Annotated in this window: 25 protein-coding genes; 4 read left to right on the top strand and 21 right to left on the bottom strand. The window is 41.3% G+C overall.

Annotated features, from left to right (window positions below):
- Complete coding sequence (pepF, locus tag J7I93_RS15320; RefSeq protein ID WP_214726727.1) at positions 1-1,788, bottom strand: oligoendopeptidase F; 1,788 nt, start codon at positions 1,786-1,788, stop codon at positions 1-3.
- 132 nt (positions 1,789-1,920) lie between these two features.
- Between pepF and J7I93_RS15315 the strand changes: the two genes are divergently transcribed.
- Complete coding sequence (locus tag J7I93_RS15315) at positions 1,921-2,730, top strand: hypothetical protein (RefSeq protein WP_214726726.1); 810 nt, start codon at positions 1,921-1,923, stop codon at positions 2,728-2,730.
- A 33-nt stretch (positions 2,731-2,763) separates the two neighbouring features.
- Here J7I93_RS15315 and J7I93_RS15310 read toward each other — a convergent pair whose 3' ends face one another.
- Positions 2,764-3,762 carry a DUF438 domain-containing protein gene (locus tag J7I93_RS15310; protein WP_353050275.1) on the bottom strand — a complete coding sequence of 333 codons (999 nt, stop codon included), beginning with the start codon at positions 3,760-3,762 and terminating at the stop codon, positions 2,764-2,766.
- Between the two features lie 306 nt (positions 3,763-4,068).
- On the opposite strand from J7I93_RS15310, the gene J7I93_RS15305 reads away from it, so the two are divergent.
- Positions 4,069-5,232: a glycosyl hydrolase family 18 protein gene (locus tag J7I93_RS15305; RefSeq protein WP_214726724.1), complete on the top strand. Its 1,164-nt coding sequence runs from the start codon at positions 4,069-4,071 to the stop codon at positions 5,230-5,232.
- A gap of 55 nt (positions 5,233-5,287) precedes the next feature.
- Here J7I93_RS15305 and J7I93_RS15300 read toward each other — a convergent pair whose 3' ends face one another.
- The 3 genes from J7I93_RS15300 to J7I93_RS15290 form a co-directional block, all read right to left on the bottom strand.
- The gene (locus J7I93_RS15300) at positions 5,288-5,812 is read right to left on the bottom strand and encodes a type 1 glutamine amidotransferase domain-containing protein (protein ID WP_214726723.1); all 525 of its coding nucleotides are present in this window, start codon (positions 5,810-5,812) and stop codon (positions 5,288-5,290) included.
- Between the two features lie 77 nt (positions 5,813-5,889).
- On the bottom strand, positions 5,890-6,801 hold the full coding sequence (locus J7I93_RS15295; RefSeq protein ID WP_214726722.1) for a CBASS cGAMP-activated phospholipase: 912 nt from the start codon (positions 6,799-6,801) through the stop codon (positions 5,890-5,892).
- 64 nt (positions 6,802-6,865) lie between these two features.
- Positions 6,866-7,132, bottom strand: coding sequence for a DUF1292 domain-containing protein (locus tag J7I93_RS15290; protein WP_214726721.1), 267 nt, complete (start codon positions 7,130-7,132; stop codon positions 6,866-6,868).
- A 190-nt stretch (positions 7,133-7,322) separates the two neighbouring features.
- On the opposite strand from J7I93_RS15290, the gene J7I93_RS15285 reads away from it, so the two are divergent.
- The gene (locus tag J7I93_RS15285) at positions 7,323-7,754 is read left to right on the top strand and encodes a cytidine deaminase (RefSeq protein WP_214726801.1); all 432 of its coding nucleotides are present in this window, start codon (positions 7,323-7,325) and stop codon (positions 7,752-7,754) included.
- Positions 7,755-7,937: 183 nt separating this feature from the next.
- Here the strand turns inward: J7I93_RS15285 and J7I93_RS15280 are convergent, their stop codons facing one another.
- Complete coding sequence (locus tag J7I93_RS15280) at positions 7,938-9,035, bottom strand: branched-chain amino acid aminotransferase (RefSeq protein WP_214726720.1); 1,098 nt, start codon at positions 9,033-9,035, stop codon at positions 7,938-7,940.
- Positions 9,036-9,486: 451 nt separating this feature from the next.
- Here J7I93_RS15280 and J7I93_RS15275 point away from each other — a divergent pair, with 451 nt between their 5' ends.
- Positions 9,487-9,801, top strand: coding sequence for a hypothetical protein (locus J7I93_RS15275; RefSeq protein ID WP_214726800.1), 315 nt, complete (start codon positions 9,487-9,489; stop codon positions 9,799-9,801).
- A 29-nt stretch (positions 9,802-9,830) separates the two neighbouring features.
- On the opposite strand, the gene J7I93_RS15270 is transcribed toward J7I93_RS15275, so the two are convergent.
- The 15 genes from J7I93_RS15270 to J7I93_RS15200 all read right to left on the bottom strand — a co-directional run bounded on the left by J7I93_RS15270 (position 9,831) and on the right by J7I93_RS15200 (position 24,151).
- A complete protein-coding gene (locus J7I93_RS15270) occupies positions 9,831-10,430 on the bottom strand; it encodes a response regulator transcription factor (RefSeq protein ID WP_214726719.1) in 600 nt (199 codons plus the stop codon).
- Positions 10,427-11,563, bottom strand: coding sequence for a sensor histidine kinase (locus J7I93_RS15265; protein WP_214726718.1), 1,137 nt, complete (start codon positions 11,561-11,563; stop codon positions 10,427-10,429). The genes J7I93_RS15270 and J7I93_RS15265 overlap by 4 nt, the downstream gene beginning before the upstream one ends.
- Positions 11,564-11,725: 162 nt before the next feature.
- A complete protein-coding gene (gene desA, locus J7I93_RS15260; RefSeq protein ID WP_214726717.1) occupies positions 11,726-12,772 on the bottom strand; it encodes a Delta(5) desaturase DesA in 1,047 nt (348 codons plus the stop codon).
- A 163-nt stretch (positions 12,773-12,935) separates the two neighbouring features.
- Positions 12,936-13,520, bottom strand: coding sequence for a branched-chain amino acid aminotransferase (locus tag J7I93_RS15255; protein ID WP_214726716.1), 585 nt, complete (start codon positions 13,518-13,520; stop codon positions 12,936-12,938).
- A gap of 25 nt (positions 13,521-13,545) precedes the next feature.
- Entirely contained in the window at positions 13,546-14,943 is a 1,398-nt protein-coding gene (locus tag J7I93_RS15250) for a DEAD/DEAH box helicase (RefSeq protein WP_214726715.1), read from the bottom strand.
- A 263-nt stretch (positions 14,944-15,206) separates the two neighbouring features.
- Positions 15,207-15,653: a hydrogenase maturation protease gene (locus J7I93_RS15245; protein WP_214726714.1), complete on the bottom strand. Its 447-nt coding sequence runs from the start codon at positions 15,651-15,653 to the stop codon at positions 15,207-15,209.
- A complete protein-coding gene (locus tag J7I93_RS15240) occupies positions 15,653-17,059 on the bottom strand; it encodes a nickel-dependent hydrogenase large subunit (protein WP_214726713.1) in 1,407 nt (468 codons plus the stop codon). The genes J7I93_RS15245 and J7I93_RS15240 overlap by 1 nt, the downstream gene beginning before the upstream one ends.
- Positions 17,052-17,957 (bottom strand): hydrogenase small subunit, encoded by a 906-nt coding sequence (locus tag J7I93_RS15235; protein WP_214726712.1) that lies wholly within the window; start codon positions 17,955-17,957, stop codon positions 17,052-17,054. Before J7I93_RS15235 ends, J7I93_RS15240 begins: the two co-directional genes overlap by 8 nt.
- Positions 17,957-18,463 (bottom strand): cytochrome b5 domain-containing protein, encoded by a 507-nt coding sequence (locus J7I93_RS15230; RefSeq protein ID WP_214726711.1) that lies wholly within the window; start codon positions 18,461-18,463, stop codon positions 17,957-17,959. The genes J7I93_RS15235 and J7I93_RS15230 overlap by 1 nt, the downstream gene beginning before the upstream one ends.
- Positions 18,464-18,517: 54 nt before the next feature.
- Positions 18,518-19,528 carry a hydrogenase expression/formation protein HypE gene (hypE, locus tag J7I93_RS15225; protein WP_214726710.1) on the bottom strand — a complete coding sequence of 337 codons (1,011 nt, stop codon included), beginning with the start codon at positions 19,526-19,528 and terminating at the stop codon, positions 18,518-18,520.
- Positions 19,529-19,530: 2 nt separating this feature from the next.
- Positions 19,531-20,637, bottom strand: a complete 1,107-nt coding sequence (gene hypD, locus J7I93_RS15220) for a hydrogenase formation protein HypD (RefSeq protein ID WP_214726799.1) — start codon at positions 20,635-20,637, stop codon at positions 19,531-19,533.
- Entirely contained in the window at positions 20,612-20,845 is a 234-nt protein-coding gene (locus J7I93_RS15215) for a HypC/HybG/HupF family hydrogenase formation chaperone (RefSeq protein WP_214726709.1), read from the bottom strand. The genes hypD and J7I93_RS15215 overlap by 26 nt, the downstream gene beginning before the upstream one ends.
- A 16-nt stretch (positions 20,846-20,861) precedes the next feature.
- Positions 20,862-23,153: a carbamoyltransferase HypF gene (gene hypF, locus J7I93_RS15210; RefSeq protein ID WP_214726708.1), complete on the bottom strand. Its 2,292-nt coding sequence runs from the start codon at positions 23,151-23,153 to the stop codon at positions 20,862-20,864.
- Positions 23,131-23,796, bottom strand: coding sequence for a hydrogenase nickel incorporation protein HypB (gene hypB / locus J7I93_RS15205; RefSeq protein ID WP_214726707.1), 666 nt, complete (start codon positions 23,794-23,796; stop codon positions 23,131-23,133). The genes hypF and hypB overlap by 23 nt, the downstream gene beginning before the upstream one ends.
- Positions 23,786-24,151: a hydrogenase maturation nickel metallochaperone HypA/HybF gene (locus J7I93_RS15200; RefSeq protein ID WP_214726706.1), complete on the bottom strand. Its 366-nt coding sequence runs from the start codon at positions 24,149-24,151 to the stop codon at positions 23,786-23,788. The genes hypB and J7I93_RS15200 overlap by 11 nt, the downstream gene beginning before the upstream one ends.
- Between the last annotated feature and the right edge of the window lie 147 nt (positions 24,152-24,298).

Genomic DNA, 24,298 nt, shown 5'->3' with positions numbered 1-24,298 from the left:
TTATAGCTCTCCGAATTCCTCTATTAGCTCACGGAATTTCTTGAGTGAGTTTTCAATTGGCTTCGGCGTGGTCAAATCAACACCTGTTTTCTTCAGCAGTTCCAGCGGATAATCGGAGCTGCCGCTTTTCAGAAACTCAAGATAGGTATCAAGGGTTTGTTTGTCTCCTTCGAGAATTTTTGTCGCCAGATGAATGGCTGAAGCAAAACCTGTTGCATATTTGTAAACGTAAAAGGGGCGGTAAAAATGGGGGATTCTCGACCAGCCGTATTTGACCTCTTCATCAAAAACGATTTCATTGCCATTGTATTCACGGAATAAACCCTCATAGATTTGATTAAAGACTTCGGCATTAAGCGGCTGTCCTTTTTCCGCCATTTCATGTGTTTTCATCTCAAACTCGGCAAACATGACTTGAGTAAAAAAGGTTCCTTTAAATTGATCAATAAAATGGTTAAGAAGATGTTTTCGGACTTCTTCGTCTTTTTCTTTGTTTAATAAATAGTTAATTAGCAATACTTCATTTACGGTTGATGCCACTTCAGCGACAAAGATACTATAGCGGGCGGTAATTTGCGGCTGATGCTGTGAGCTTAGTTTGCTGTGTACGCCATGGCCGCATTCATGCGCAAGCGTAAACAGGCTGTCAAGGTCATCACGGTGGTTCAGCAAAATATATGGGTGGACGCCATATATGCCTAAATTATAGGCACCTGAGCGCTTGCCTGGCGTTTCGCGTACATCAATGTAGCGTCCTGTATTAAATTCCTTCAGGATGCTGACATAATCTTCCCCCAAAGGAGATAAAGCTTTGCACATGGTGTCATAGGCTTCCTCATAAGTGATAACGGGCTTTACACCTTTTACTAATGGCACATTCATGTCATATTGGCGCAATTCCTCAAGGCCAAGCTTTTCCTTTCGGATCCTGGTATATTGATGCATTGGCCCTATATTGTTTTTTGTCGTTTCAATCAGGTTATCATAAACCTCTTTTGGCACCTTATCTCCAAACAACCCCTTTTCAAGAGCGGATGGATAGTTTCGGATTTTAGCCATTGTTACATTATTTTTGATGGCTGCCGATAGAGTAGACGCAATGGAGTTTTTCAGCTGGATATATGGCTGGTAGTAGGCCTTATATGCTTCTTTCCGTTTTGAACGGTCTTCGTCCTCCATAATTTTTGCATACATACCACGGGTTAGCTCTACCTTATCCCCATCTTCTCCAGTTACTTCCCCAAACTTCATATCCGCGTTATTTATCATTCCAAACGTGTGGCTTGGTGCGGAAAGTGCCTCTCCCAACTGTGATAAAACCTCTTCTTTATCTTTATTGAGGACATGAGGTTTGTAGCGAAAGGATTCAAGCAGGTCTTCCTCGAAGTATTTCAAGCCCTTTTCTTCTGCAATATAGCCCTTTAATGTATCCTCCGCCAAGCTTAAAAGATAGGGCATAAAAAAAGATGTGGATGAACTGATTTTTACACTTAACTGCTTCGCTCTGTCCACATAAGATTGTGATTCAGTCACCCTCGTATCTTCATCTGTTTTCAGCATGGCATAAGCATAAAGCTTATTAAATAAGTAAGAAAGTTTTTCTTTTTGTTCAAGATATTGATACAGAGAAGATCCATCTGTAATATGGCCATCATATTCCTTCAGCTTTTCAGCTATTTTTTCAATGTGCTGGTAGTCTTTCTCCCATTTTTCTAAACTGGGATAAATATCATTTAGATTCCATTTTTCTTTTTCAGATACTTCATTTCTATTTTTGTATGTATTCATCTTTTAAACTCCTTTATAGAATAGCTTTAATTCTATTATTAACTATATTCAAAAGTTATCTGCAAAACCCTTCATCTTTTTTGATTTTATCTTACTTGACCATTAAAATATTCATGAAAGGATGTGGACGGCTTGGCAATTACTCTGCCTCAAATAGAAGATGCAAACAATACTGCGTATTTTCCTCCTAAGGGTGAATATGAAACCTTTGAAAACGATGCCCACTATGAAGAGAAAGTCAGGGAATGGGGATTATCAACCACAAAGGAAGTAAAAAAGGAATTCTGGTATAAGGAAAAAACACATCAGCGCCTCGTTACGATTAAGGGTTTTCAGGCTTACGGGGAATCTGGAGATTATCATACCATTGTTATTGAATTTCAGGACGGAAATCTAAGCTGCATACACCCTGCTTATCTGAAAGAAATGCAGGCTCCGAGCTTTGGAAAAGCCATCATTGCCGACTTTGGCGGACCAGCTTCAGTTCAATCTGAGAAGAAAGCTTTAAAGGATGATAACGATAAACCCGCGGATGCTCTAAAGAAATCAGAGGAAAACCAAACAAAGAAAAAACCTGCTGCCAAAAAAGCAAAGAAAGAAAAGCAGCCAGCGTTGGAGCTTCCTGCAGAAAAAGTGCATTTTACCGCTAAAGTTAAACAATTTGCTTTAAGCTGGAACCATTTTAATGAAGAAAATGATGAAGTCGTCGTTCTCGAGAATGTCGTCATTCAACAGGACGATCCTGTTGAAGTAGGCCTTGCCTGGTGCTCTCATTCAAAAACCTTGAAGAAGTTTGAATTGGAGCCTGGTGAAGCACTCGAATTTGATGGAAAAATCGTCAAAAAGAAACTGCCAAAAGGGAAAGATTGTGAAGAGGAATTCATTATAGAACAGCCTGTTCCCTATAAAATCAACAACCCTTCAAAAATAAAAAAAAGCTAAAGAGCGATTCTGCTCTTTAGCTTTTTGGTTCGCTTACGAAAGTATTCTTTTTTCCCCTTCAATTTCCTGGATAGGACTGATATTTTGTGTGAATTCCAGGGTGCCTACATAGGAGCCGTTTTCGTCTCTTACAGCAAAATACCGGATATAAACGTACTTGTCTCTGAACTTAATCCAAAAGTCCTCAGAATCCTTACGGCCTGCCTTGAAATCTTCCAGCAATTCCTCGACAACATGCACGCTCCGCGGCGGATGGCAATTTTGCACAGTGCGCCCGATAACGGCCTTTGTCCTGGCGAAAATCCTTTCCCTTCCATGGGAGAAATAGCGGACTACATCATCATGGTCAATAAAGGTTATATCAACTGGAAGGTGATTCAAGAGAAGCTCTAGCTGCTTTAACGATAATATGCCGGTTTCCATCTTGATATAGCCTTCTGAAATGGCTTTATCCCCAATCGCTTTGCGTTCTGGCTTCCACTCGGCTTCAGGGCCTGTCAGGCAGAAGCCAATCTCGTCGCTTTCATGCGCAATTTTGATCCACTCATCCTCTGTCAGGTTTTTTAATGCCATCGGAAAAAGGATGTGTTCCTCCCGGTAAATCATGGCACTTACCTCATTAAAGATAAATTGCGCTTCTTGAATCACCTTCTGCTTGTCCCCATTGTAATTTGACAGCAGCTGTTTAGCTTCTTTAATGCCATCCCTGATAAAATCGTCAATTCTCCACATATTGTTTGTGGGACCGTATATTCCATACTTCTCCAAGTATGGGAAAAGTAAATTCTCTTTGCGGCTGTAATGTTTATCAAGATCCAGCAAAAGTGTGCAGTCTTCCAAAAGTTTATACACATTTTCTTCGTTATCATCTTTTATAAAAGCTTCCAAACTTACCTTTAGTTTTTCCCGGAGATGTTTATCAACCTCCCTGTTTTCACGAATAAACGTGTGGATAGGGTGCCCAGGCTGGTCTTCCGGTTTATACAGCGGGCGTTCTCTTGGAGCATCTTGAATAGGATTGTTTAGGTTTATTTGATGTTCACGGTTATTAATAATCTCGCTCAATTTCCATTACCTCCTGTATACCAAACTTGAATTATTGAGTTTGATAATACTTCTCATTAGCAATGTAACATACGAAGAAAGATTGATATGTGATGAACATCATAGGTTGGAGGTATTTTAATTCACAGGAGAGAGACTGGTCCCGCATTTTTGAGGAGGAAAATAGTTTAGTTTTATGCGCACTGATGGAATATAAGCCTGATATTACCACCCCCTTATTCACTCCTTTTTTGTTACACTTTTATGGGATGAAAAACGGAGGTTTAACTATTAATGAAGAATATATATCAGATCCTTATGATGATTGCGATCATTTTTGCAGGCGGTTTTGCGGCGGGAACGATTTTTACAAAGAATAGTGAGCAGCCTGATTCTATTAAACTTGCAAAAACAGCAGCTCAATCTGGTAAAAATCCAGTTCAAAAAAGTGCTCCTGAGTTACCCGATGCATCTCCAAAGGTGTTGATTGGTTATGTACAGGATTATCGTGATCCCGATGCAGTTGATTATTCAAGTCTGACGCATGTTATTTTTTCATTTGCCCACCCCGAAAAGAATGGCAGCCTTTCTTTTAACGGCGATACGGCATTAAATAATCTTCGGCGTATAGTTTCGAACGCACACAAGCATGATACAAAAGCGATTCTGGCAGTGGGCGGATGGTTCCATATAAAAGGCGGAGAATCGTATGAATACTTTAAATTAGCGATAGCAAGGCCAGCTTCAAGAAACAAGCTGGTGAATGAACTTGTTAGCTTAACAGACAGGGAAAAACTTGATGGTATAGATATTGATTTTGAACATCCTCGTTCACAGAAAGAAGCAGAGTTCCTCGAAGTTTTTATCCATGATCTTAGTCAAAAGCTTCATGCAAAGGATAAAGAGCTTTCTGTAGCGGTCCATTCGAAGATTCACAGTGTTACAGGAACAGAGGCAGGAAATATAATTTATAAGCCTTCCATGTTTCGGGAGGTCGATTATGTCAATATCATGGCTTATGACGGACAGTGGGATGGTGGCTATAATGCAGCTAATTTGTCTCCATATCCTTTTACAGAGAATATCGTAAATTATTGGGCAAATCTTTTTGATACACACAATATTTCTAAAGAAAAATTAGTTCTTGGTGTCCCCTTTTATGCACAGCCTGAAAATCCCTCCATCAAACAGGTATCTTATGAAGCAATTATAAACCTCAATCCGGAAAATGCTTGGCGGGACAAAATCAATATGAATGGAACAACCTACTATTATAATGGTGAATCAACCATGCAAAAGAAAACAAATCTTGCATTAACCAGCGGGTTTGGAGGCATGATGATCTGGGAAGTCGGCCATGATGCCAAAGGGTCCTACAGTCTTACTGGAGCGATTGCAGAGGTCCTTAAAGACTCGGATACAAAACTAAAATACTATTCAATAAAAAATTTGGATTAAATAAGCCAGAAGAAAGAGCATGGTAAGCACCTTGCTCTTTCTGTTAAATTCAACTTTACTTGCTCTCAATGACCTTAATCAGTTCCCGCAAATAATCCGGTAAATCTGGAGGACGGCGGCTGGAGACGAGGTGTCCGTCAACTACAACTGGCTCATCATACCACTTGGCACCGGCATTCTCCATATCGTCCTTAATCCCTGGAGTGCTAGTTACCTTTTTTCCTTCTAATACTTTTGCCGATATGAGCACCCAGCCTGCATGGCAAATTTGCCCGATTGGTTTTTTATTTTCCTCCATGTGCTTAATTAGGGACAACACCTCCGGAAAACGGCGGATTTTGTCCGGTGCCCAGCCGCCAGGTACAAGGATGGCATCATAATCCTCCCCCTTTACCTCACTATAAGAATAATGGGAAGTTGCTGGCACTCCGTATTTGCCAATGTATTTCTCGCTTGCATGCTCTCCGGCCAAATGGACATCTGCACCTTCTTCCTGCAGCCTGAGTATCGGATACCATAGTTCCAGATCTTCAAAGTCATGATGAACTAAACTTAATATTTTTTTTCCTTTTAAACGCATGGATCGATTTCCCTTCTTTTATTAGTTTTAATAACTCTTACCTTACAGCTGTATCCCTTTATTTACAAATGATCCAATCAGGAGAGCAAAAATTCTTTGATTTCCTCTCTTCTGTCCGTGTAAACCTTCTTCCCGAGAGTAACCAACTCATCCACAAACCGGATATCATCAAAAGGCATTTCTTCACCAAGCTCTTCATTAAGGCGCAAGTAATTGTCAGCCAACAGGTGATGGCAATGGTATGTAACTGATTCCGATGACAGATGAAGGGCAAGATCGAGCAGCTTTGGCGTGACTTTCATGGATGGCAGCTGGAACGGAAGCCAATGCTTCACTCCCCAATATTTATCATGGTTGATGGTGAAATCAATTTTCTGCAATCCGGTTCCGAGTGAAAGGATTTTAATATCTCCCAGATCCTTTTTAAAATAATGCATAGCTTCCGTAATACATACTAGCGAAGGGTTATTGGCCCACAAACCGCCATCAATGGATAAGTAACGGTTACTAATATTGTTGGGTGGAAAATACACTGGTGCTGAGCAGGAGGATAGAACAGCATCCCAAAGCTTCATGGATAAGCTTTCATTGCCCGGGTGGCCATAATTGGAACGATGGACAAACGGCTTTCCATGTGTGACGTCCACAGCAGGAATTAAAAGGGGCTTTTGAATTTCGGAAAGGGCTGTTTCCCCGAAGGCTTTCCGAATAAAACGGCGTAAGTATTTATCGCTGTAAACGCTTTTAAAAAGGCCAACTTTCGCCTGCTTAACAAAAATCTTCTTTCCATACAATTCATACGCTTTTAATACATTGTCCATATCCTTTTTTAAGGTTAAGGAAGATGCTATTATCGATCCGGTGCTGGTTCCTGCAAACATGTCGAAAAAATCGCCTGCAGGCTGCTGAAGTTCGTCCTCCAAGGCTTTTAAAATACTTACAGCAAAAACACCCCGTATCCCTCCGCCATCAATACATAATATTTTCATGTTCTCACCTGTTTTTTCTGGTCCTTTTTGTATATAAAAAAGAGAAGGAATGATCCCTTCTCTTCTATTCTTCTTCAATCATGTTATCAAATACAGCAGAGACCTTGTTAAATTCCTCTTCACTCTCAATTGGAGTAAAGTCTCCATCTTCATCAAGCTTTAAGAAGAACACGTCAATATCCTCTTCCGTGTCTTCCTCCAGATCATCAACAAAGCTGACTGCAGCATAACTAATTCCCTCTACGTCCGCAGAGGCAAGAACTTCCACTTCCATTTCCTGTCCGCTTTCATCACTGATCGTAAAAACCTCGCCGACTTGGATCTTGTCCATGTTTTCCATCTCCTCTCCAAATTGGTTCATTCTTTATATTCCCATTTAAAAGTGGTTTCATGCTTAATATAAAAAAATGACAGGCTCAGTACATAAGGAATAGGTAAATTATGTTAAGATATAAAGGAAGCAAAATGTTCTTTTTCTGTTATACGAACGGGAAACGGACCTACTAGGGAGGGGAATAATTATTTTAAAAGTAAGGCCTTTAGAAGATAGAGACTATGAATTGATTAAGGAAGCCGAAAAAGTAATTGAAAAGAATTATAAGTATGGACGACATCACATTGGTGCAGCAGTTAGAACATCATTCGGTAATATTTTTTCGGCAGTTCACGTAGAAGCGAATGTCGGAAGAATAACAGTGTGTGGGGAAGCAATGGCTATTGGTAAGTCTATATCTGAAGGAGACCACGAATTTGAAACGATTGTAGCGGTGGCTCATCCTCATCCACACGAAGATATAGAAAAATGCTGGGTGGTTGCTCCTTGTGGTATGTGTCGAGAGTTAATTAGTGATTATGGGAAAAAAACAGATGTAATCATTTCTTATAATGATAAATTAGTAAAGTGTAATGTAATGGAACTATTACCAGAAAAATATACAAGTGGTATAGAATAATGTCATCTTCAACAACTGGGGGCTTTAATTGAAGGAGCCTCCCTGAAAAAGAAAAGCTCAGAGTTTATTACTCTGAGCTTTTTTTGCGTGTAATCTACTGTTTAATTTAACGTGTGAATTCAAATGTTATTTAGATTGTAACATTGAGTTTTCTCCACAATAACAAGCCAATTCTTGTCTATTTTATTTAACAGCAGCTGCTTCTTTATTCTCAACTTTTACGCTCCAGCCGAATGGATCCGGTTCAGTGCCTTTTTGAATACCAGTTAATGTATCATAAATTTTCTTGGATAATGTACCTGTTACACCATTGTTGATCCCAATTTTTTTGTTTTCCCAAAAAAACTCTCCAATTGGTGAAATGACTGCAGCGGTGCCCGTTCCGAATGCTTCTTCCAGCTGGCCGTCTGCATGGGCTTGGTAGATCTCTTCAATTGAAATTCTCCGCTCTGTTACTGGAACATTCCAATGTTTTAATAATTCAAGAACAGAATTACGGGTAATGCCTTCCAAAATACTTCCGTTAAGTTCAGGGGTAACAACTTCCCCGTTTATTTTAAAGAAGATGTTCATGCTGCCAACTTCTTCAATATACTTATTTTCTTTGCCATCAAGCCATAATACTTGCGAGTATCCTGATGAACCCGCAAGCTCCTGTGCCTTTAAGCTGGCTGCATAGTTCCCGCCTGTTTTTGCCGTACCAGTTCCGCCGGCTACAGCGCGCACGTATTCGCTTTGTACGGCAATCTTGACTGGATTGATGCCTTCTTTATAGTAGGCACCAACAGGTGATAGGATAATAATAAACTTATATCTCTTGGAAGGTGCAACTCCCAGGTAAGGTTCAGTAGAAATAACAAACGGGCGGATATAAAGAGAAGTTCCTTCAACATTTGGAATCCACTCCCGGTCAAGCGCAATCAGCTCTTTTAACGCATAAAGGGCAAGCTCTTCATCAATTGCCGGGATACATAACCGCGAATTGGAACGGTTTAATCTTTCCATATTTTTTTCAGGCCTGAATAGCAAAACCTCATTATCCGTTGTAAGGTATGCTTTTAATCCTTCGAAGACACTCTGGCCATAGTGGAAAATCATTGCTGCTGGATCCAGGGTTAGCGGCTGGTAAGGAATGATTCTTGGATCATGCCAGCCTTGGCCGGCAGTATAATCCATTACAAACATATGGTCTGTAAAGTTTTTGCCGAACTCTAAGCTGTCAAATTGAGGTTTTTGTTTTTTCTCTGGTGTACGATTGATTTCAATTTTAAATTCTGTCATTTTGATTACTCCCCATCTGTAGATGATTTAAAAACCTAATGCCTGCTGTTCCTGCTGCTCTTAAGAGGGTAAATAAAAACGCCCAGTCATCCTCCGAGCGTGGACGAAAGGGCTTGCTTCCCGGCAACAACCAATATGGATGCAAAACAGTTTAAAAATCCAGCAATGGTTTCATTAGTAAAGGACTTTAATGCTGTTTTTTTCTTAGGAATGATAAGGTTTGCCTTTCGCTCTTTCTACTTCAAGGCAGTAGTGCAGTTATCCGTTAAAGTTTTTATAAGTTTTTCTAATATTATGATATTCTAATGATTAAATGTCAATAAGAATTAACAATAAATTTTGAATAAATCCGAAATGTTGAAAATTCTGTTCACAATTACTATTCCCTATTAGATGAAATAGCTGGGATTTAGAACTATAATAAATATATCAACCCATAAGGAGAAGTATGATGAATCATAAAGAGCTCGAAGAAAAAATTATTCAAAACTATCAGGGCGAAGAAAAAATGATGATTCTTGTTTTTGCCCAGTGGTGCATAAATCATGATTTGAATCCTGAAGAAATTTATTTAAAAGCCTATCCCGGCCAGGCAAAAAACCAGGCTTTACAAGAAGCAATTGATTTGACAGTCCCTAAGGAGGAAGCTGGTGATGTGCCTGACCAAACGCTGCTTGGAGTCCTCTCCATGTTCGGCAATGATGATCTCGCCTTTGTGGTTATGGAAGAGATGAAAAAATTGAAAAAGGACGGCAAGACCAAATAGGCTGCCGTCCTTTATTACAATTCTGACTCTTATTTAAACCAGCCCTTCTCCTTGGATTGAGTAATGGCTTCAATTCTGTTCGTTACTTCAAGTTTATCTAGAATAGCAGATATATAGTTTCTCACAGTCCCTGTTTTAATGCTGAGCTTATCGGCGATTTCCCTTGTGTTTTTTCCGTCCGCAATCAGCTCAAGCACTTCTTTTTCCCGGTCTGTCAGAGGGTTTTCTTCGCCATAAACATCGTCCATTAACTCGGGTGCATAGATGCGCTTGCCCTCCATTACACTTCTGATGGAACTGGCCAGCTCCTCACTCGGGCTATCCTTCAATAAATATCCTCTTACCCCCGCCTTCAATGCACGCTGAAAATACCCAGACCTTGCAAAGGTTGTTAAGATTATTACCTTGCAGCCTATCCCCTTCAATTCTTCGGCAGCTTCCAGCCCACTTTTTTCCGGCATTTCTATATCCATTATGCATACATCAGGCTGTAGTTTTTTCACAAGTGAAATGGCCTCTTCTCCGTTTGATGCCTTGCCGACAACCTCCATGTCATCTTCAAGGCTTAGCAGGGATCCTAAAGCCCCCAGCATCATGCGTTGGTCTTCTGCAATGACAATCCGTATCATGGACGCTCCTCCTTTTCTGTTTGCTTTACGACTGTTGGCACTTTCATGAGTATTGTTGTTCCGTTATTAGAAATAATATCAAGACTCCCGTTAACAAAATCGAGGCGCTCGCCTAATCCCAGCAGTCCTGACCCTTTGCCTATATCCTTTGAGGGAACCATTCCGATGCCATTGTCTTTTACAGTGATCCTGACTTCATTCCATTTTTGTTCGATGCTGATGCGGCACTCGGTCGCTTTACTGTGTTTGACGACATTGGTAACAGCTTCTTTCATGCACATGCTTAAAATATTCTCAAGAAATAATGAAACATTGTTTAATTTGATCTCTTCTTCTCCGATGAAGTCAATCGATGCGGCTTTCAATATTTGTTTAACTAGAAGGATTTCATCTTTAAGTCTGATGCCCCTCATCTGGGAAACCATATTTCTTACTTCGTTCAAAGCCGTTCTTGCGGTTTGCTGGACGTCCACAAGTTCTTCCTTTGCCTGTTCGGGATCCTTGCTGATCAGCTTTCTCGCAAGGTCACTTTTCAGGCCGATGAGAGATAGCTTTTGGCCAAGAGTATCGTGAAGGTCGCGGGCAATTCGCTGCCTTTCCTCCTGCTTTACGAGATCAGCGATCCTTTTATTGGCATCTTCCAGCTGCTCTTCCAGTCTTTCCTGCTTCTTCCTATTGTGTATGTTAAACGGAAGCAAAATAACACTGATCCAGATAATGATAATAAAGGGCAGTTGCTCCAAAAATAAGGGGTCCTGTGTTACAAAATTATAATTGATTGAGATCGTGGTAGCGACCAAATGAATGACATATAGAGTTAAGAAAGCAATTCTGTTTGTTATGTGGCCATTATAATAGGCGATATAGAATGCGAAATAAACAAACTGAAAAAGAATCGCCATCGTAATGGAAATGCTTATTAAAATACCAGTCCAAAGATAGACAGGCCATTGCCGCGAGAGAAAAGCAAAACGCAAGGAAATGAAAAATAGGATCGTCAGAATAATCCCTACGGCAATTTCAATTTTAGAGGTGGATCTGAAAATGAAATAAAAAGGCAATATGCTAAATACACTCCAAATATATGGAGAGATGCCTGAGCTTTTTAAAGTGTTAAAGAATTTCTTAAACATAAATGAAAACCTCTTTTGCTTTCTTTAAGGCTAAGTATTTTGACACCTTTTTGATTGGAGAGGATATATACAAGCTATTATAAAAATAAACAGCTCCTTTGTCATCATACCACAAAGGAGCTGTTCTTTAGTATGGGACTGGTTACTTGTCCCGTTCTCACGTTAAGGCTTAACTGATGCAGTCTTACCCGCTCTGTTTTCCTTTTTGCTGTGTGCCGCTTTTTTAGCAGCCTGATAGCCTGTGAAATTCTGTAGTTCCTCATCCCATAATCGGAATCGCAGTGACTGCAGGCTTGTAGAAAGTGTGATCGTTGGCACATTTTGAAGCTCTGCCGTATTATAATGCGCATCTTCCAGGTTATAGTTAGGCACTCGCGGACTTAAATGATGAATATGATGGAACCCGATGTTTCCTGTCAGCCATTGCAAAACTTTTGGAAGCTTGTAAAATGAGCTTCCCTCAACAGCTGCTTTGACATATTCCCATTTATCGTCTTCTTCAAAATAAGAATCCTCAAATGTATGCTGTACATAAAACAGCCATATTCCAGCTGCTCCTGAAATTAAAAATATTGGGCCCTGAACCATCAGAAAAGCTTCCCAGCCGATTGCCCAGCACATTAGTGCGTATAAAGCAACGATTGCCGTGTTTGTAAGATAAGTATTTATACGCTCATTCTTCCTCGCACCTTTGCGGTTAAACCGATTCTTTAACATAAAAACATAAATCGGCCCTATTAGAAACATGACAAATGGATTGCGGTACATGCGGTAAGCTGCACGAGTTGAAAAGGAAGCAGCCTGATATTCATTCACTGTCAAAGTCCAAATATCTCCTGTTCCGCGCTTGTCCAGGTTTCCGCTTGTGGCATGGTGGACGTTGTGGTCATGCTGCCACTGGTGATAAGGGAAAACAGTCATAATCCCGGTTATAGTTCCAACAATTTTATTGGCAGAGCGATTTTTAAAGAAGGAATGGTGACAGCAATCATGGAAAATGATGAAAGTCCTGATCAGAAATCCAGCCGCTATTACGGAAATACCCAGAGTGAGGAAATACGACACACTCAAGCTCTTATACGCAAGAAACCAAAGCAGGAAAAATGGTCCAAGAGTATTGATCAACTGCATAATACTGCGATTTAAATCTGATTTTTCATAAGGTGCCATCTGTTTTTTTAAGTTGAGTTGTTTTTGTTTAGAAGTCATTTTTTAATTCCCTTCATCATGACGTTAATTTAATAATAAAGGGTTTCCAGCCTGCTTTGAAGACATAGGTGTCATGTCCAACCCATGATAAATGTCATGGTTGGACATGAAATTTAAGAGCTGATCCTATTATCACCTAATATTTTTATCTTTTTCTTTGCAATTATGCCCGTTTTTCTTCTACAGTGGAAACAAGGTGAAAGAGATAACGGTATATTAATTGGTAGGCTTCATTTATGGTTAAATCCTCTTTAAAGCCTTCAATGTCGTTTAATGAGAAATTGAAATCCCAAAGCCCATCCTGCTGGCTGAACATTAAGCTGTATTTGGCAGAACCGGATGAGGTGTTTTCATTTATAAATGATTTTATGGCAGATTCTGATTTTTTTGGCAGTTTCAATCCCAGCATCACTTCATAATTTCCAAAAACATCATCTGTTTCAAAGGACACCGCTTCTGCGCCTATTAGGTCAAACCAATTTGACTCCAGGTACATAAATTCATTTTTATTTTTTTGGAAGTACTCGATCGGCTGATTTAAAAACTCTGCCGTTTCCTGGCTGAGAACTTCCTCTGTTTCTTTGTCACCACGCTCAATATAAGCATCCGCAAAGCGGTTATCAGAGTTTTTCACATCATTTGCATCAGCTTCTGCTAGCAGCTGATGTTTTTCAGCAAATTCTTTTTCTTCCATATAAATATTGTTTCCTTGTTCCTTCAAGTGTTTTTCAATCCGTTCTTTTAACAAGGTGCACTTCCTCCTTTAATAATGATTACCTGCCACGTTTTTTTGACGTACTTCTCATAGACTTGGCTGCTGCAGTCTTCTTTTTTCCCTGCGATGTTCTGCGGCCTGACAGAGTGGAACTTGATATTTCCGATCGCTTACTTTTCCCTTGCCTGCTTTTTTTATTTGGGCCTCTGCTGTCTTTATCTTTCCGGGCTGTTTCTTCCCTACTTTCTCTCTTCCCTCTTCCAGATGAACCCTGGCGCATTAGGGCTTGTCCGCTTTTATCTGAATTCCGGGCAGGTTTCTTATTTTCTTGGTCCTTTTGGCTATTTCCCAGATTTTGCTTAGGAATATGGATATTAAGGCCTTTTTCGATTGACTCCAGGAGAGGCTTGTCCGCAGATGAATAAAAGGTAATCGCCAGTCCTTTTGTCCCTGCCCGCCCCGTTCTTCCGATGCGGTGAACATAGCTTTCAGGATCAAGCGGAATATCATAATTGAAGACATGTGTAACTCCTTCGACATCAAGGCCTCTGGCAGCCACATCTGTGGCTATTAATAACTGAATTTCAGCATCCCTGAACCGTTTCATTACTTGTTCCCGTTTTGCCTGGGATAAATCGCCGTGCAGCTCATCACATTGAAAACCATTCGTTTTGAGTACCTCATATAACTTGCTTACCCTGCGTTTAGTTCTGCAGAAAATGACGGCTAAATAGGGTCTGTGTGTTTGAACCAGCTCCATAATTGTTGCCTGTTTAGCGCGGTCTGTTGTATGTATGGCCAACTGCTTTACTGAGTGGGCAGGTCCTTGAGTTTTTTCAATTTGAATATACTCTGGCTCTTTCATGTGTTTTTTTGCAAGTTTTCGAATTTCTGCAGGTATGGTTGCAGAAAACAGCATGGTCTGCCTTTCAGGCGATGTTTCTTTTATAATATCTTCGACTTCATTCAGAAATCCGATATGAAGCATCTGATCTGCTTCATCCAAAACTAAAAAATCGGTGCGGGACAAATCAATGGTTTCCCTTTTAATATGGTCAAGCAAACGACCGGGAGTACCGACAACGATATGAATATTTTTTTTGAGCTTTTTTAGCTGTTTGTCAACATCCTGTCCTCCATATACTGCCAATACATCTATAGCATTATTGTCTGCAGTGAGCTTTTGAATCTCGTCTGTTATTTGTAAAGCCAATTCCCTTGTGGGCGTTACAATCAGTGCTTGGATAATTGCTGCAGACAGGTCGATCTTTTCCAGAATCGGCAGAATAAAAGCAAATGTTTTGCCCGTTCCCGTTTGTGCTTGGGCAATCAGATCTTTGCCCGACATTACAGCCGGAATTGCTTGCTCCTGAATGGGAGTCGGTTTCCCGATCCCCTGGCTCAGCAATGTTTTTGAGAGCTGTTCTGAGATGCCTAATGTTAAAAATTCCTGCAAATAAAACCCTACTTTCTTTTCCTAGCGTATTTTTTAAGGAGAGAAATTCTTTTAGAATATTATGCCCTTATTTATATTGTGTGTTTACAGAAAAAATAGCAAGCATTCTTATTTAAAGAAAAAACAAAAAAAGGATGACCAAGGTCCGTTCATCCTAAATCGTTAAACTTCTTTTATTTTTATGGCTCTGTTAAACTTGCCTGTTTTCCGCTTTAATCAACAGGGTGCTAAAAAACAACAATAAGCTTTTAACATAGCCATTTTTATAGAAGTTCCTCAATTGTTTTCTTCACTGAGTATAAAATCTCGGGCCATTTCTTTGATAGCACCCTGCTTAAACCCATTTGGAAAGATATTTCGGAAGGTTCAATGCCGATAAGAAATCCTTTCATTTTGTCTCTTTGATAATATAATGCTTGAAATAAATGCAGGTTATGAGGCGATAAATCCAGCATTCTATGTGAGTGGACCCGGTCAAGCGGAAATATGGTCAGGTCACCTGGTTTACTACCAGAAAGTACTGCATCAAGTATAATGACAAATTCGGCACCTTCAAGCTGTGAAAGGCTATAATCAATGTCCGACTCGCCAATAACATAGTTGATTTGCGGATTCGTTTCTGTTTTACTTAGTTCTTCAACAAGATACACCCCGATACCATCATCCATCATCAGCTTATTGCCTATTCCTAAAATAATGATATTTTTCATTAGAACACCTGAATGGTCTTGATTTCTTTTCCGGGTCTATGTACGTGTGTCGCACACGACATGCAAGGATCAAAAGAGCGAAGGATTCTCCCTATTTCAGCAGGGTTTTCGGGATCCTGAATAGGAGTGCCCATAAGCGCTTCTTCAGCTGTTCCAAGGTATCCGTTATCGTCACGAGTGGAGAAGTCCCATGTTGAAGGGGTAATAATTTGGTAGAAAGCAATCTTTTTATCCTTAATTTTAAGCCAATGTCCCAATGCACCTCGTGTGGTGTCTACTAGCCCTCTCCCTATAGCTTCATCTGGCAGCTCATACTTTTTCTGAACATCTGTATTAGGGATGAGCAAATCCAATAAAGTTTTCATGATCCCGGCAATTTTTTTCGCTTCTAGTGCTCTGGCTATGGTTCTGTCCATAGCAGAGATACCATTCGTATATTCCCCGCTTAAAATCAGCCTTGCTAAAGGTCCGACCTCAAAGGGGAGATTATCGTATCTGGGCGCCTTAACCCATGAATAGGCTTTTTGCTTGGTGCGGTCAGGTTCAGGAATACTTTCATTAGGAAAGTAACTCGTTGTAGATGACTGATACCAGGAATACTCTATTTTCTCTTGAATTTTAGCTTCATTAAATGGCTCGATTCCTTTATCTGTATACACAAGGGGATCAACATATAATGTTTCAATATCCTTATAATGATGAAAAGCACCGTAGGTCAAAAGGTTTCCATATCCACCGCCCAAACGGTAATATTCAGGGTAATACTTCGCTATTTCAAAAACATCAGGAATCATTTTCTCATCGATAAATCTGGATATTTTCTGAAGGATGGAATCCAGATGAACGATTTTTTCAGCTGTAGCTTGAGTGGTAATCCCGCCGATAAAAACACCGTGGTTATGTGGAGCTTTTCCTCCGAGAACGGCCAGCATTTGATGCGCAAGCCTGCTTAGTTCCAATGATTCGAAGTAATGCTGTGAAATTGCCGCATTCACATGTTTTGGCAGTCTGAAATCATTATGGTCTGCTTGCAGCAATGTATTCCCTTCAATTTTCACAAAATCAGGTACAGTATATTGATAAAAGTGGCGGATATGGTTCTGTAAAAACTCACAGCAATGGATAATATCACGCAAATATTTCCCTTGCTCACTTGGGGCAACTTTCAGTGCGTCCTCCAAAGCGATTGAAGATGCCATTGAGTGGGCTGCTGAACAAATCCCGCAAATGCGCTGGGTAAAATAAACAGCATCGAAGGGGCTTCTGCCGACGAGCATTTGCTCAAAGCCCCTGAACAGGTTTCCTTTTGTCTTCACATCAACAACCTGATTCTGATCGACAACAACTTCTATTTCCATAAATCCGCTGATTCTTGTTAATGGATTTATAACAATCCGTTTACTCATCCTTCACCACCCTTGTTGTGTCAAAACTGATAAAAGGAGCCATCGCATCAGGGAATCCGAATTGGGCACAGCCAATGCAGGGGGTGTCATCTCCTATCGGCCAATTCACATGCCCATTCCATTGCCTTGTGGGACAATCAGTCCTGGTGACTGGGCCCCGGCACCCCAGCTTAAATAAACAGGTTTTATCTCCGAGCTTTTCAGCAAAAATGCCCCGGTCAAAAAAAGGCCGCCTTGGGCATCTGTCATGAATGAGCGTACTATAAAACATTAATGGCCGGCCGAGGTTGTCAGTATCGGGATCACCGTATAAAAGAATATGGGCTAACGTTCCCAAAAACCAGTCCGGATGGACAGGGCAACCAGGCAGTTTTATCATATTCTTATCTGGGAGGACATCCTGCAGTCCTACTGACTGGGAAGGATTGGGCCTGGCTGCAGATACACCCCCGTGGGTCGCACAAGCCCCTACAGCGAGAATATGGGATGCTTTTCCCCCTAGCATTTTCGCCGCTTCCAAACCGGTAAGCGGTTTTTCCTGCCAGCTGCCGATAATGTTATATAATCCATTGTCCCTTAAAGCAACTGCTCCTTCCACTGCTAGAATATATTCTTCATCTAATGCGTCCATGAGCTTTTCAACGGCCAGCTTCCCTTCAGAAGCCATTAAGCTATTGCTATAAACGAGATTGACCATGGAGCCCATCAAATATTCAAAATCCGGATTTTCCCCATTAAGCAAAGAAATGATATTGCCGGAGCACCCGTTCAGCTCCAAGTAAACAAGGTTCTTTTTTTTAATTAGACCGTCCTCAATCCCTTTTCTTGCACCTTTGGTTAACCTCGCTGCAATCGCCTCATTGGTTAATGACTCAGGCGGCAAAATATATTTTTCCATTATACCAACCTCCCTACGACCGGCAAAGTCGCTAAAATCGATTGCTGTCCTGTGTGGCAGGAGGCGAACTCCTGGGTATAATCCTTCCCTGAAACCAAACCGAAATGAGTGGCAGCGGCCCAAGCCCTGTTATTGGTAACATCATAGACGATGCCGCCCACGGCTACATATGCAGGCCTTCCATTTTTGCCATCGTAATTCGCTAATTCTTGAATGGTGAAAGGTTGATTAGGCTGAACGAATGGAGGGTTCGCTGCAGATATGTTCTGAGAGTTTAGCTGATTATTTGAAGCAGACATCGGCAGGACTGAACCATTATTTGCTGAAATAGTGTGGTTAGCCAAAAGATCATTCAAAAATTGAATACTCGTTAAAGTATCCCATAATCGCTGAAGGCTTAATTGTTTGGCTGTATGGTCTGTGGTGACCGAGATGGTGTAAATATCATGCCTTGCCTGTGTCACAAGGCTATTAACCTGGTGCTGAAGCATCCTGATGTTTTGCATAGCATTCTCTCCTTAGGCTTTCATACCCTATCCTATGCAGTGGAGCAGAAAACTTTAACAAATTCTGGGCAATAGCATTCCGGACAGCCGTTGCAATCGCCGGGTTGTTCCTAGCGGAGTTTTTAAAAATAGCTCCCCTGCACTCACATTTCTGCTCGTTACCCGCCCGATTATCGCAGCTTTTTCTCCCAGAGGATGTTTCTTTAAGATTTGAAGCACACGTTCCTTATTTTTTGATTCTACAATTAAAATCATTTTCCCCTCATTTGCCAGATAAAGAGGATCAAAGCCAAGGATATCGCATGCTCCATGAACATCATTCCTTATAGGTATAGATTCCTCCAAGATCTCGGAGGTAAAATGGAAATCCTCACAAAGCTCCACAAGTGCTGTGGCTAGGCCGCCCCTGGTGGGATCCTTTATTACTCGAATTCCTTTTACCTTTTGCAGCAGTTCTTGAATCAGCCCGTTCAGAGAGGCGCAATCACTTTTAATATCCGATATGAGGCCAAGCTCTTCTCTGGCACTGACAATCGCAATTCCGTGATCTCCGATTGTGCCGCTTAAGATAATAGAATCACCTTCCTGAATGTTTTCTTGATGGAGTTTCTGCCCGCTTTCCAAAATGCCAACGCCTGCAGTATTAATAAATAACTGATCAGCGCTCCCTTTTTCAACCACCTTTGTGTCTCCAGCAATGATTCTGATTCCTGCTTTTTTAGCTTCAGCAGCCATGCTGTCTACAACTTCCTTTAGATATCTAAGAGAAAGTCCTTCTTCAATAATGAATCCTGCTGTCATATATTTTGGAACAGCGCCGCTGACAGCCAGGTCATTAACAGTCCCGGTAACAGCCAGCTTACCAATATTTCCGCCGGGAAAGAAGATCGGTTTTACAACATAGCTATCAGTAGTGAATGCAATGATTTCAGATTTGCATTCAAGCATGGGGGCATCATACTTTGTGTGTTCTCCATGGCCGAATGCTTTTTCAAAGACTTCCTTAATCAGCTTGTGCGTTAGCTCTCCACCTTCCCCATGGGCCAGGTTAATCCTCTGCTGCATGGTTACTCCTCCCTCATATAGTGATAGTGGGCTGCACATGTGCCTTCTGCTGAAACCATGCAAGGACCAATTGGATTGGATGGTGTGCAGGCTTTTTTGAAAAGGACACACTTCTCAGGTTCAACAAGTCCACGAATTACCTCACCACAGCGGCATTTCGTTTTTCGCGGCGGCTCTGTGATGACCTTAAACTTCTTTTTCGCATCAAACTTTTCGAATTCTTCTTTCAGCACCATGCCGCTACTGGGGATCGTTCCAATCCCGCGCCAATCTTCATCAGCATGCTTTAAATATTCCTGCATGAGGCTTTGGGATGATAAGTTCCCTTTTTCCGAGACAATGTATGGATAATCATTAATGATATCTGCTTTCTTCTCTAGGCATAGCTGCAATAATTTGTAAATACTGCTGAGCAGCTGTACAGGTTCAAAACCTGAAATAACTCCAGGCATTTTGTATTCCTCCGCTAAAAAAGAGTAGCTCTCTTTTCCAAGGACAATGGAAACATGGCCGGGGAGCAGAAAGCCGTCAAGGTGAATTTCTCCCGCCTCGAGAAGTGACCGCAAAACCGGTTCAACCAATTTAGTGGTCATCCAAATTGTAAAGTTGTTTAAGCCCCTTTTTTCCGCTTCTTTTATTGCAGCAGCCAAGAGAGGGATGGTGGTTTCAAATCCTATCCCTAAAAATACTATCTCCCTATCTGGATTTTCTTCTGCAATTCGAAGGCTGTCCAGTGGAGAATAGACAATGCGAATATCCTTCCCCTCTGTTTTTGCATCCATCAAAGAATGCTTAGATCCTGGGACGCGCACCATATCTCCAAAAGTACATAGAATTCTGCGGGGATCTTCGGATAAGCTGATCATGCTGTCAATTGTTTTTTGGTCTGTGACACAAACAGGGCATCCTGGCCCTGCGATTAATCGAACATAATCTTTTAATCTCGTTTTAACCCCTGTTTTTGCAAGAGCCATTGTATGGGAGCCGCATACTTCCATAAATACAGGCTTGCGTCCAGTCTTTATGGTATACTGTTTCGCTAGCTGGATCACTGTCTCTGCCGACCGCTGGCTTAATACAGGATCAGAAAAAGGTGCCATGCTGTCCATCAATTATTTTCCTCCATTCTTCAATGCTTTCCCGGGCGAATTCCTCGTTGATTATGGTCATAGCCTGGCCTGCGTGGAGCAGGACATAGTCATTTATTTTGACCTCTGGGACAAAGAGGATGCCTACATACATTTTTGCTCCCATAACCTCCACCAAAGCCCGGTCTTGTTCGATTTTAATTACCTTCGATGGAACACCCACGCACATTGGATCACCGCCTTCTTCACTCATTAGTATTTTGAACTTTATGGGAAGCCACAATTATCTGCCCTAAAGATAATCCCCCGTCATGGCAGGGAACTTTTTTATGTGTGAAAACAGAAAACCCGTTCTGCGTCAGCTGTCTGGAAAGCTCTTGTGCCAGGAACTTATTTTGAAACGAGCCTCCTGAAAGAACAATCTGCCTGTTCAGCTCCGGTTTTTCTTCTGCAGAAATCAAAATCATGTGTACCGACGCAGACACTAGAGTCTGATGAAACTTATAAATAATTGTTTGAAGCGGCCTCCCCATTAAGTGGTCCTGAATAATCTCATACAACATGGGCGAGAAATCAAGCTGATGCGGTTTACCGTTGTTTTTTCTGACGTTAAAGGAGTAATGGCCGGGGGAGTTATCAGTCTGTTCCGTAAACATGTAATCTGCTAGCTTAATAGCGGCTTCTCCCTCATACGTTGAAGTTTGGCATATACCTAAAATGGCACTGATAGCATCGAAGAGCCTTCCGCATGTACCGGCCAAGGGGGTATTGATTTTCCTTTTAAGCATGTTTTCTATTATGCCGATTTCCCGCTTCTTTTCAGGAAAAAGTTTTTCTGCAAGATTCCTGCCCTGATCCGGCCAGTAGTGTAAGATCATCCCTGCTGCGTTCCTCCATGGCTCTTTTATGGATTTTTCCCCGCCGGGCAGCGGACTATATGTGAGATGTGCTAGTCGTTCGCAGGAAGCGGCACTGCCAAACATTAATTCAAATCCCCAAATATGCCCGTCTTCCCCATAGCCTGTGCCATCCAGTATCAGGCCGAAACATGGCTCCTTTAGGCCATTGTCTGCCATGCAAGATACATGGTGTGCATGATGATGCTGCACTGGAATTACCCCCCCTTTAAACCTTTTCGCTGCCATATTTACCAGGTAGGCTGGATGTGAATCCAGGGCAATGTATTTTGGCTTGTATCCTAACCATCTTATATAATGGTCCATTTGATATTCATAATGCAGAAGCATTTCTTCATTTTCCAAATCTCCAATATGCGGACCCATAAAGATGCTATTTTCCTTCCCGACTGCAAAGGTATTTTTTTGATTGCCTCCCAATGCCAGTATTTGATCGACTGGGTACTCCGTTGTAAACACTTCAGGTATGAAACCTCTTGCGCGGCGAAGAAAGGTGATCTCTCCTTCTTGATTCACCTCAATAACGGAATCATCAATAGGATAAAGAATGGGGCGGTTATGTGTTAGAACAAAGTCACCTAGATCCTCTGAATCATCTCTGTATTGAAGTGGGAACCCGGAAGAGTTTGAGCTTGTCAGGACTATACTCTCCAATCTGCTGGTCTCAAACAATAAAAAATGAAGCGGCGAATATGGAAGCATTACTCCTAGTGTGGATATCCCTGGAGCCAAAATCCCAGGGAGTCCGCAGGTCTCTTTTTTTCTCAATACAACAATGGGCATTTCAGGAATGTTTAGCATTCCAGCTTCTGCTTCTGATACGTGACAATACTTCATTGCTGTTTCGAGCGTTTTCACCATGATCGCCAGTGGGCGCTGCGGCCTTCTTTTCCGTTTCCGTAGCTCCTTGATCGCGCTTGGGTTATGTGCATCACAGGCAAGGTGATACCCGCCTATCCCTTTTATGGCGAGAATTTTCCCTGCCGATAAAAGGCGTGCAGCTTCCTGAATGGAATTTTGAGTTGTTATTTCAGGCTTTTTTTTAGACTGATAAAGTGTTAGTGCAGGTCCGCATTTAGGACAGCATATCGGCTGTGCATGATGTCGGCGATTAAGCGGGTCTTCGTATTCTTCCTGGCAGGAAGGACACATTTGAAATTCGTTCATAGATGTTTGGGGCCTGTCATATGGAAGATCCCGAATGATCGTATAGCGCGGCCCGCATTGGGTGCAATTTGTAAAAGGATATCGATATCGCCTGTTATCAGGGTTTTTAATATCGAATAAGCAGTCCTTGCAGATTGCGGCATCCGCAGGGATTAAAGGTGTATGACAGCCAGTTCGCTTGCTTGGAATAATCGTAAATTCCAAATAATTGGAAGGTTGGTTTTCAGTCACAATGACTTCACTAACCTTTGCCAGATAAGGAGGGCTGGTTTGTATGTGGTCGATCAAAGCAGTAACTAAATCGTCAGAGCCCTCTGCATGAATAAGAACACCATCCAAATTATTTTGGACTGTTCCTTTTATCTTGTACTTTTTTGAAAGACTGTAGATAAAGGGTCGGAACCCAACCCCCTGCACTTTTCCTGTCACTTTAATCTTGACTGCGCGCAGCATTGGCGTATACTTCCTTTATCCAATTCAGCCATTCTTCCATGCCATCTCCAGTTTGGGCGGAAAGCGCAAGAAAATCAGCATGGGGGTTTATACATTGTAAATCCTTACGTGCTTCCTCTAAATCAAAATGAACATATGGAAGCAAATCTGTTTTGTTTATAATCGTCAAATGGGTCCTGTGAAACATGACTGGATATTTTGGGATTTTATCATTCCCTTCTGGCACACTAAGGATGACGGCTTTGTAATCTTGTCCTAAATCATAGCCTGAAGGGCAAACCAGGTTGCCGATATTTTCGATAAAGAGGATATCGATCTCCTCAAGCTGAAAATCCGGTAAAGTTTTTGCTATCATTCTTGCATCCAGATGGCATCCGCCTACAGTATTGATTTGCACCGTTTTTATCCCTAAGGCACGAAGACGTTCTGCATCCCTCTCTGTTGCCAAATCCCCCTCAATAACAGCAATTTGATATTCATGCGCAAGGGCTTTTACAGTTTGCTCAAGCAGCGTAGTTTTTCCGGCACCAGGTGAGCTCATCAAATTGATAACAAGTGTTTGATTCCGTTTAAATATGATTCTGTTGAAATCAGCGGCTTTATTTTGATTCTTCAAAACATCATCATCCATCTTAATCTTCATTTTTATCACTTCCTTCATAAGACTCTATCCGAAATGTTTCGCCTGATAGCAGCACCGTTTTTGTTTGATTGCATTGTGAACAAAGGGCAATTCGATAATCTGGTACAAAATCAGTCCCGCAAGCTAAGCAGGCTGCTTTTGCTTCCTCCCTGATCACCAATAACTGTGTTTCTTCATCTATAATGCAGTCTGACTGTGTTTGAAAAAAAGAAAATGCAAGCTCTAAAGCATCCGGAAGCACATTGGATAAATCCCCTACAATGACTGAAATACTATTAATCTTAATGAAGCCTCTCTGGCGGGCATCTTCCTCCACTATGTGAAGCAGTTCGCCCATAAGAGACAATTCGTGCATGTGCAACACCCTTTATCATTCGACCTCTCTATTATTAATGAATATTCTATTTTCAGAGGAAAAGACCTCATTGAATAGATGGCATTAAATCAAAAAAACCAATGCAAACTAGACTATTAAAAAGTCTGCATTGGTTTTTTTATTCCG

Source organism: Bacillus sp. ISL-47 (genome assembly GCF_018613175.1).
GTDB lineage: Bacteria > Bacillota > Bacilli > Bacillales > Cytobacillaceae > Cytobacillus.
This window is presented reverse-complemented; position numbering and strand designations above follow the sequence as displayed.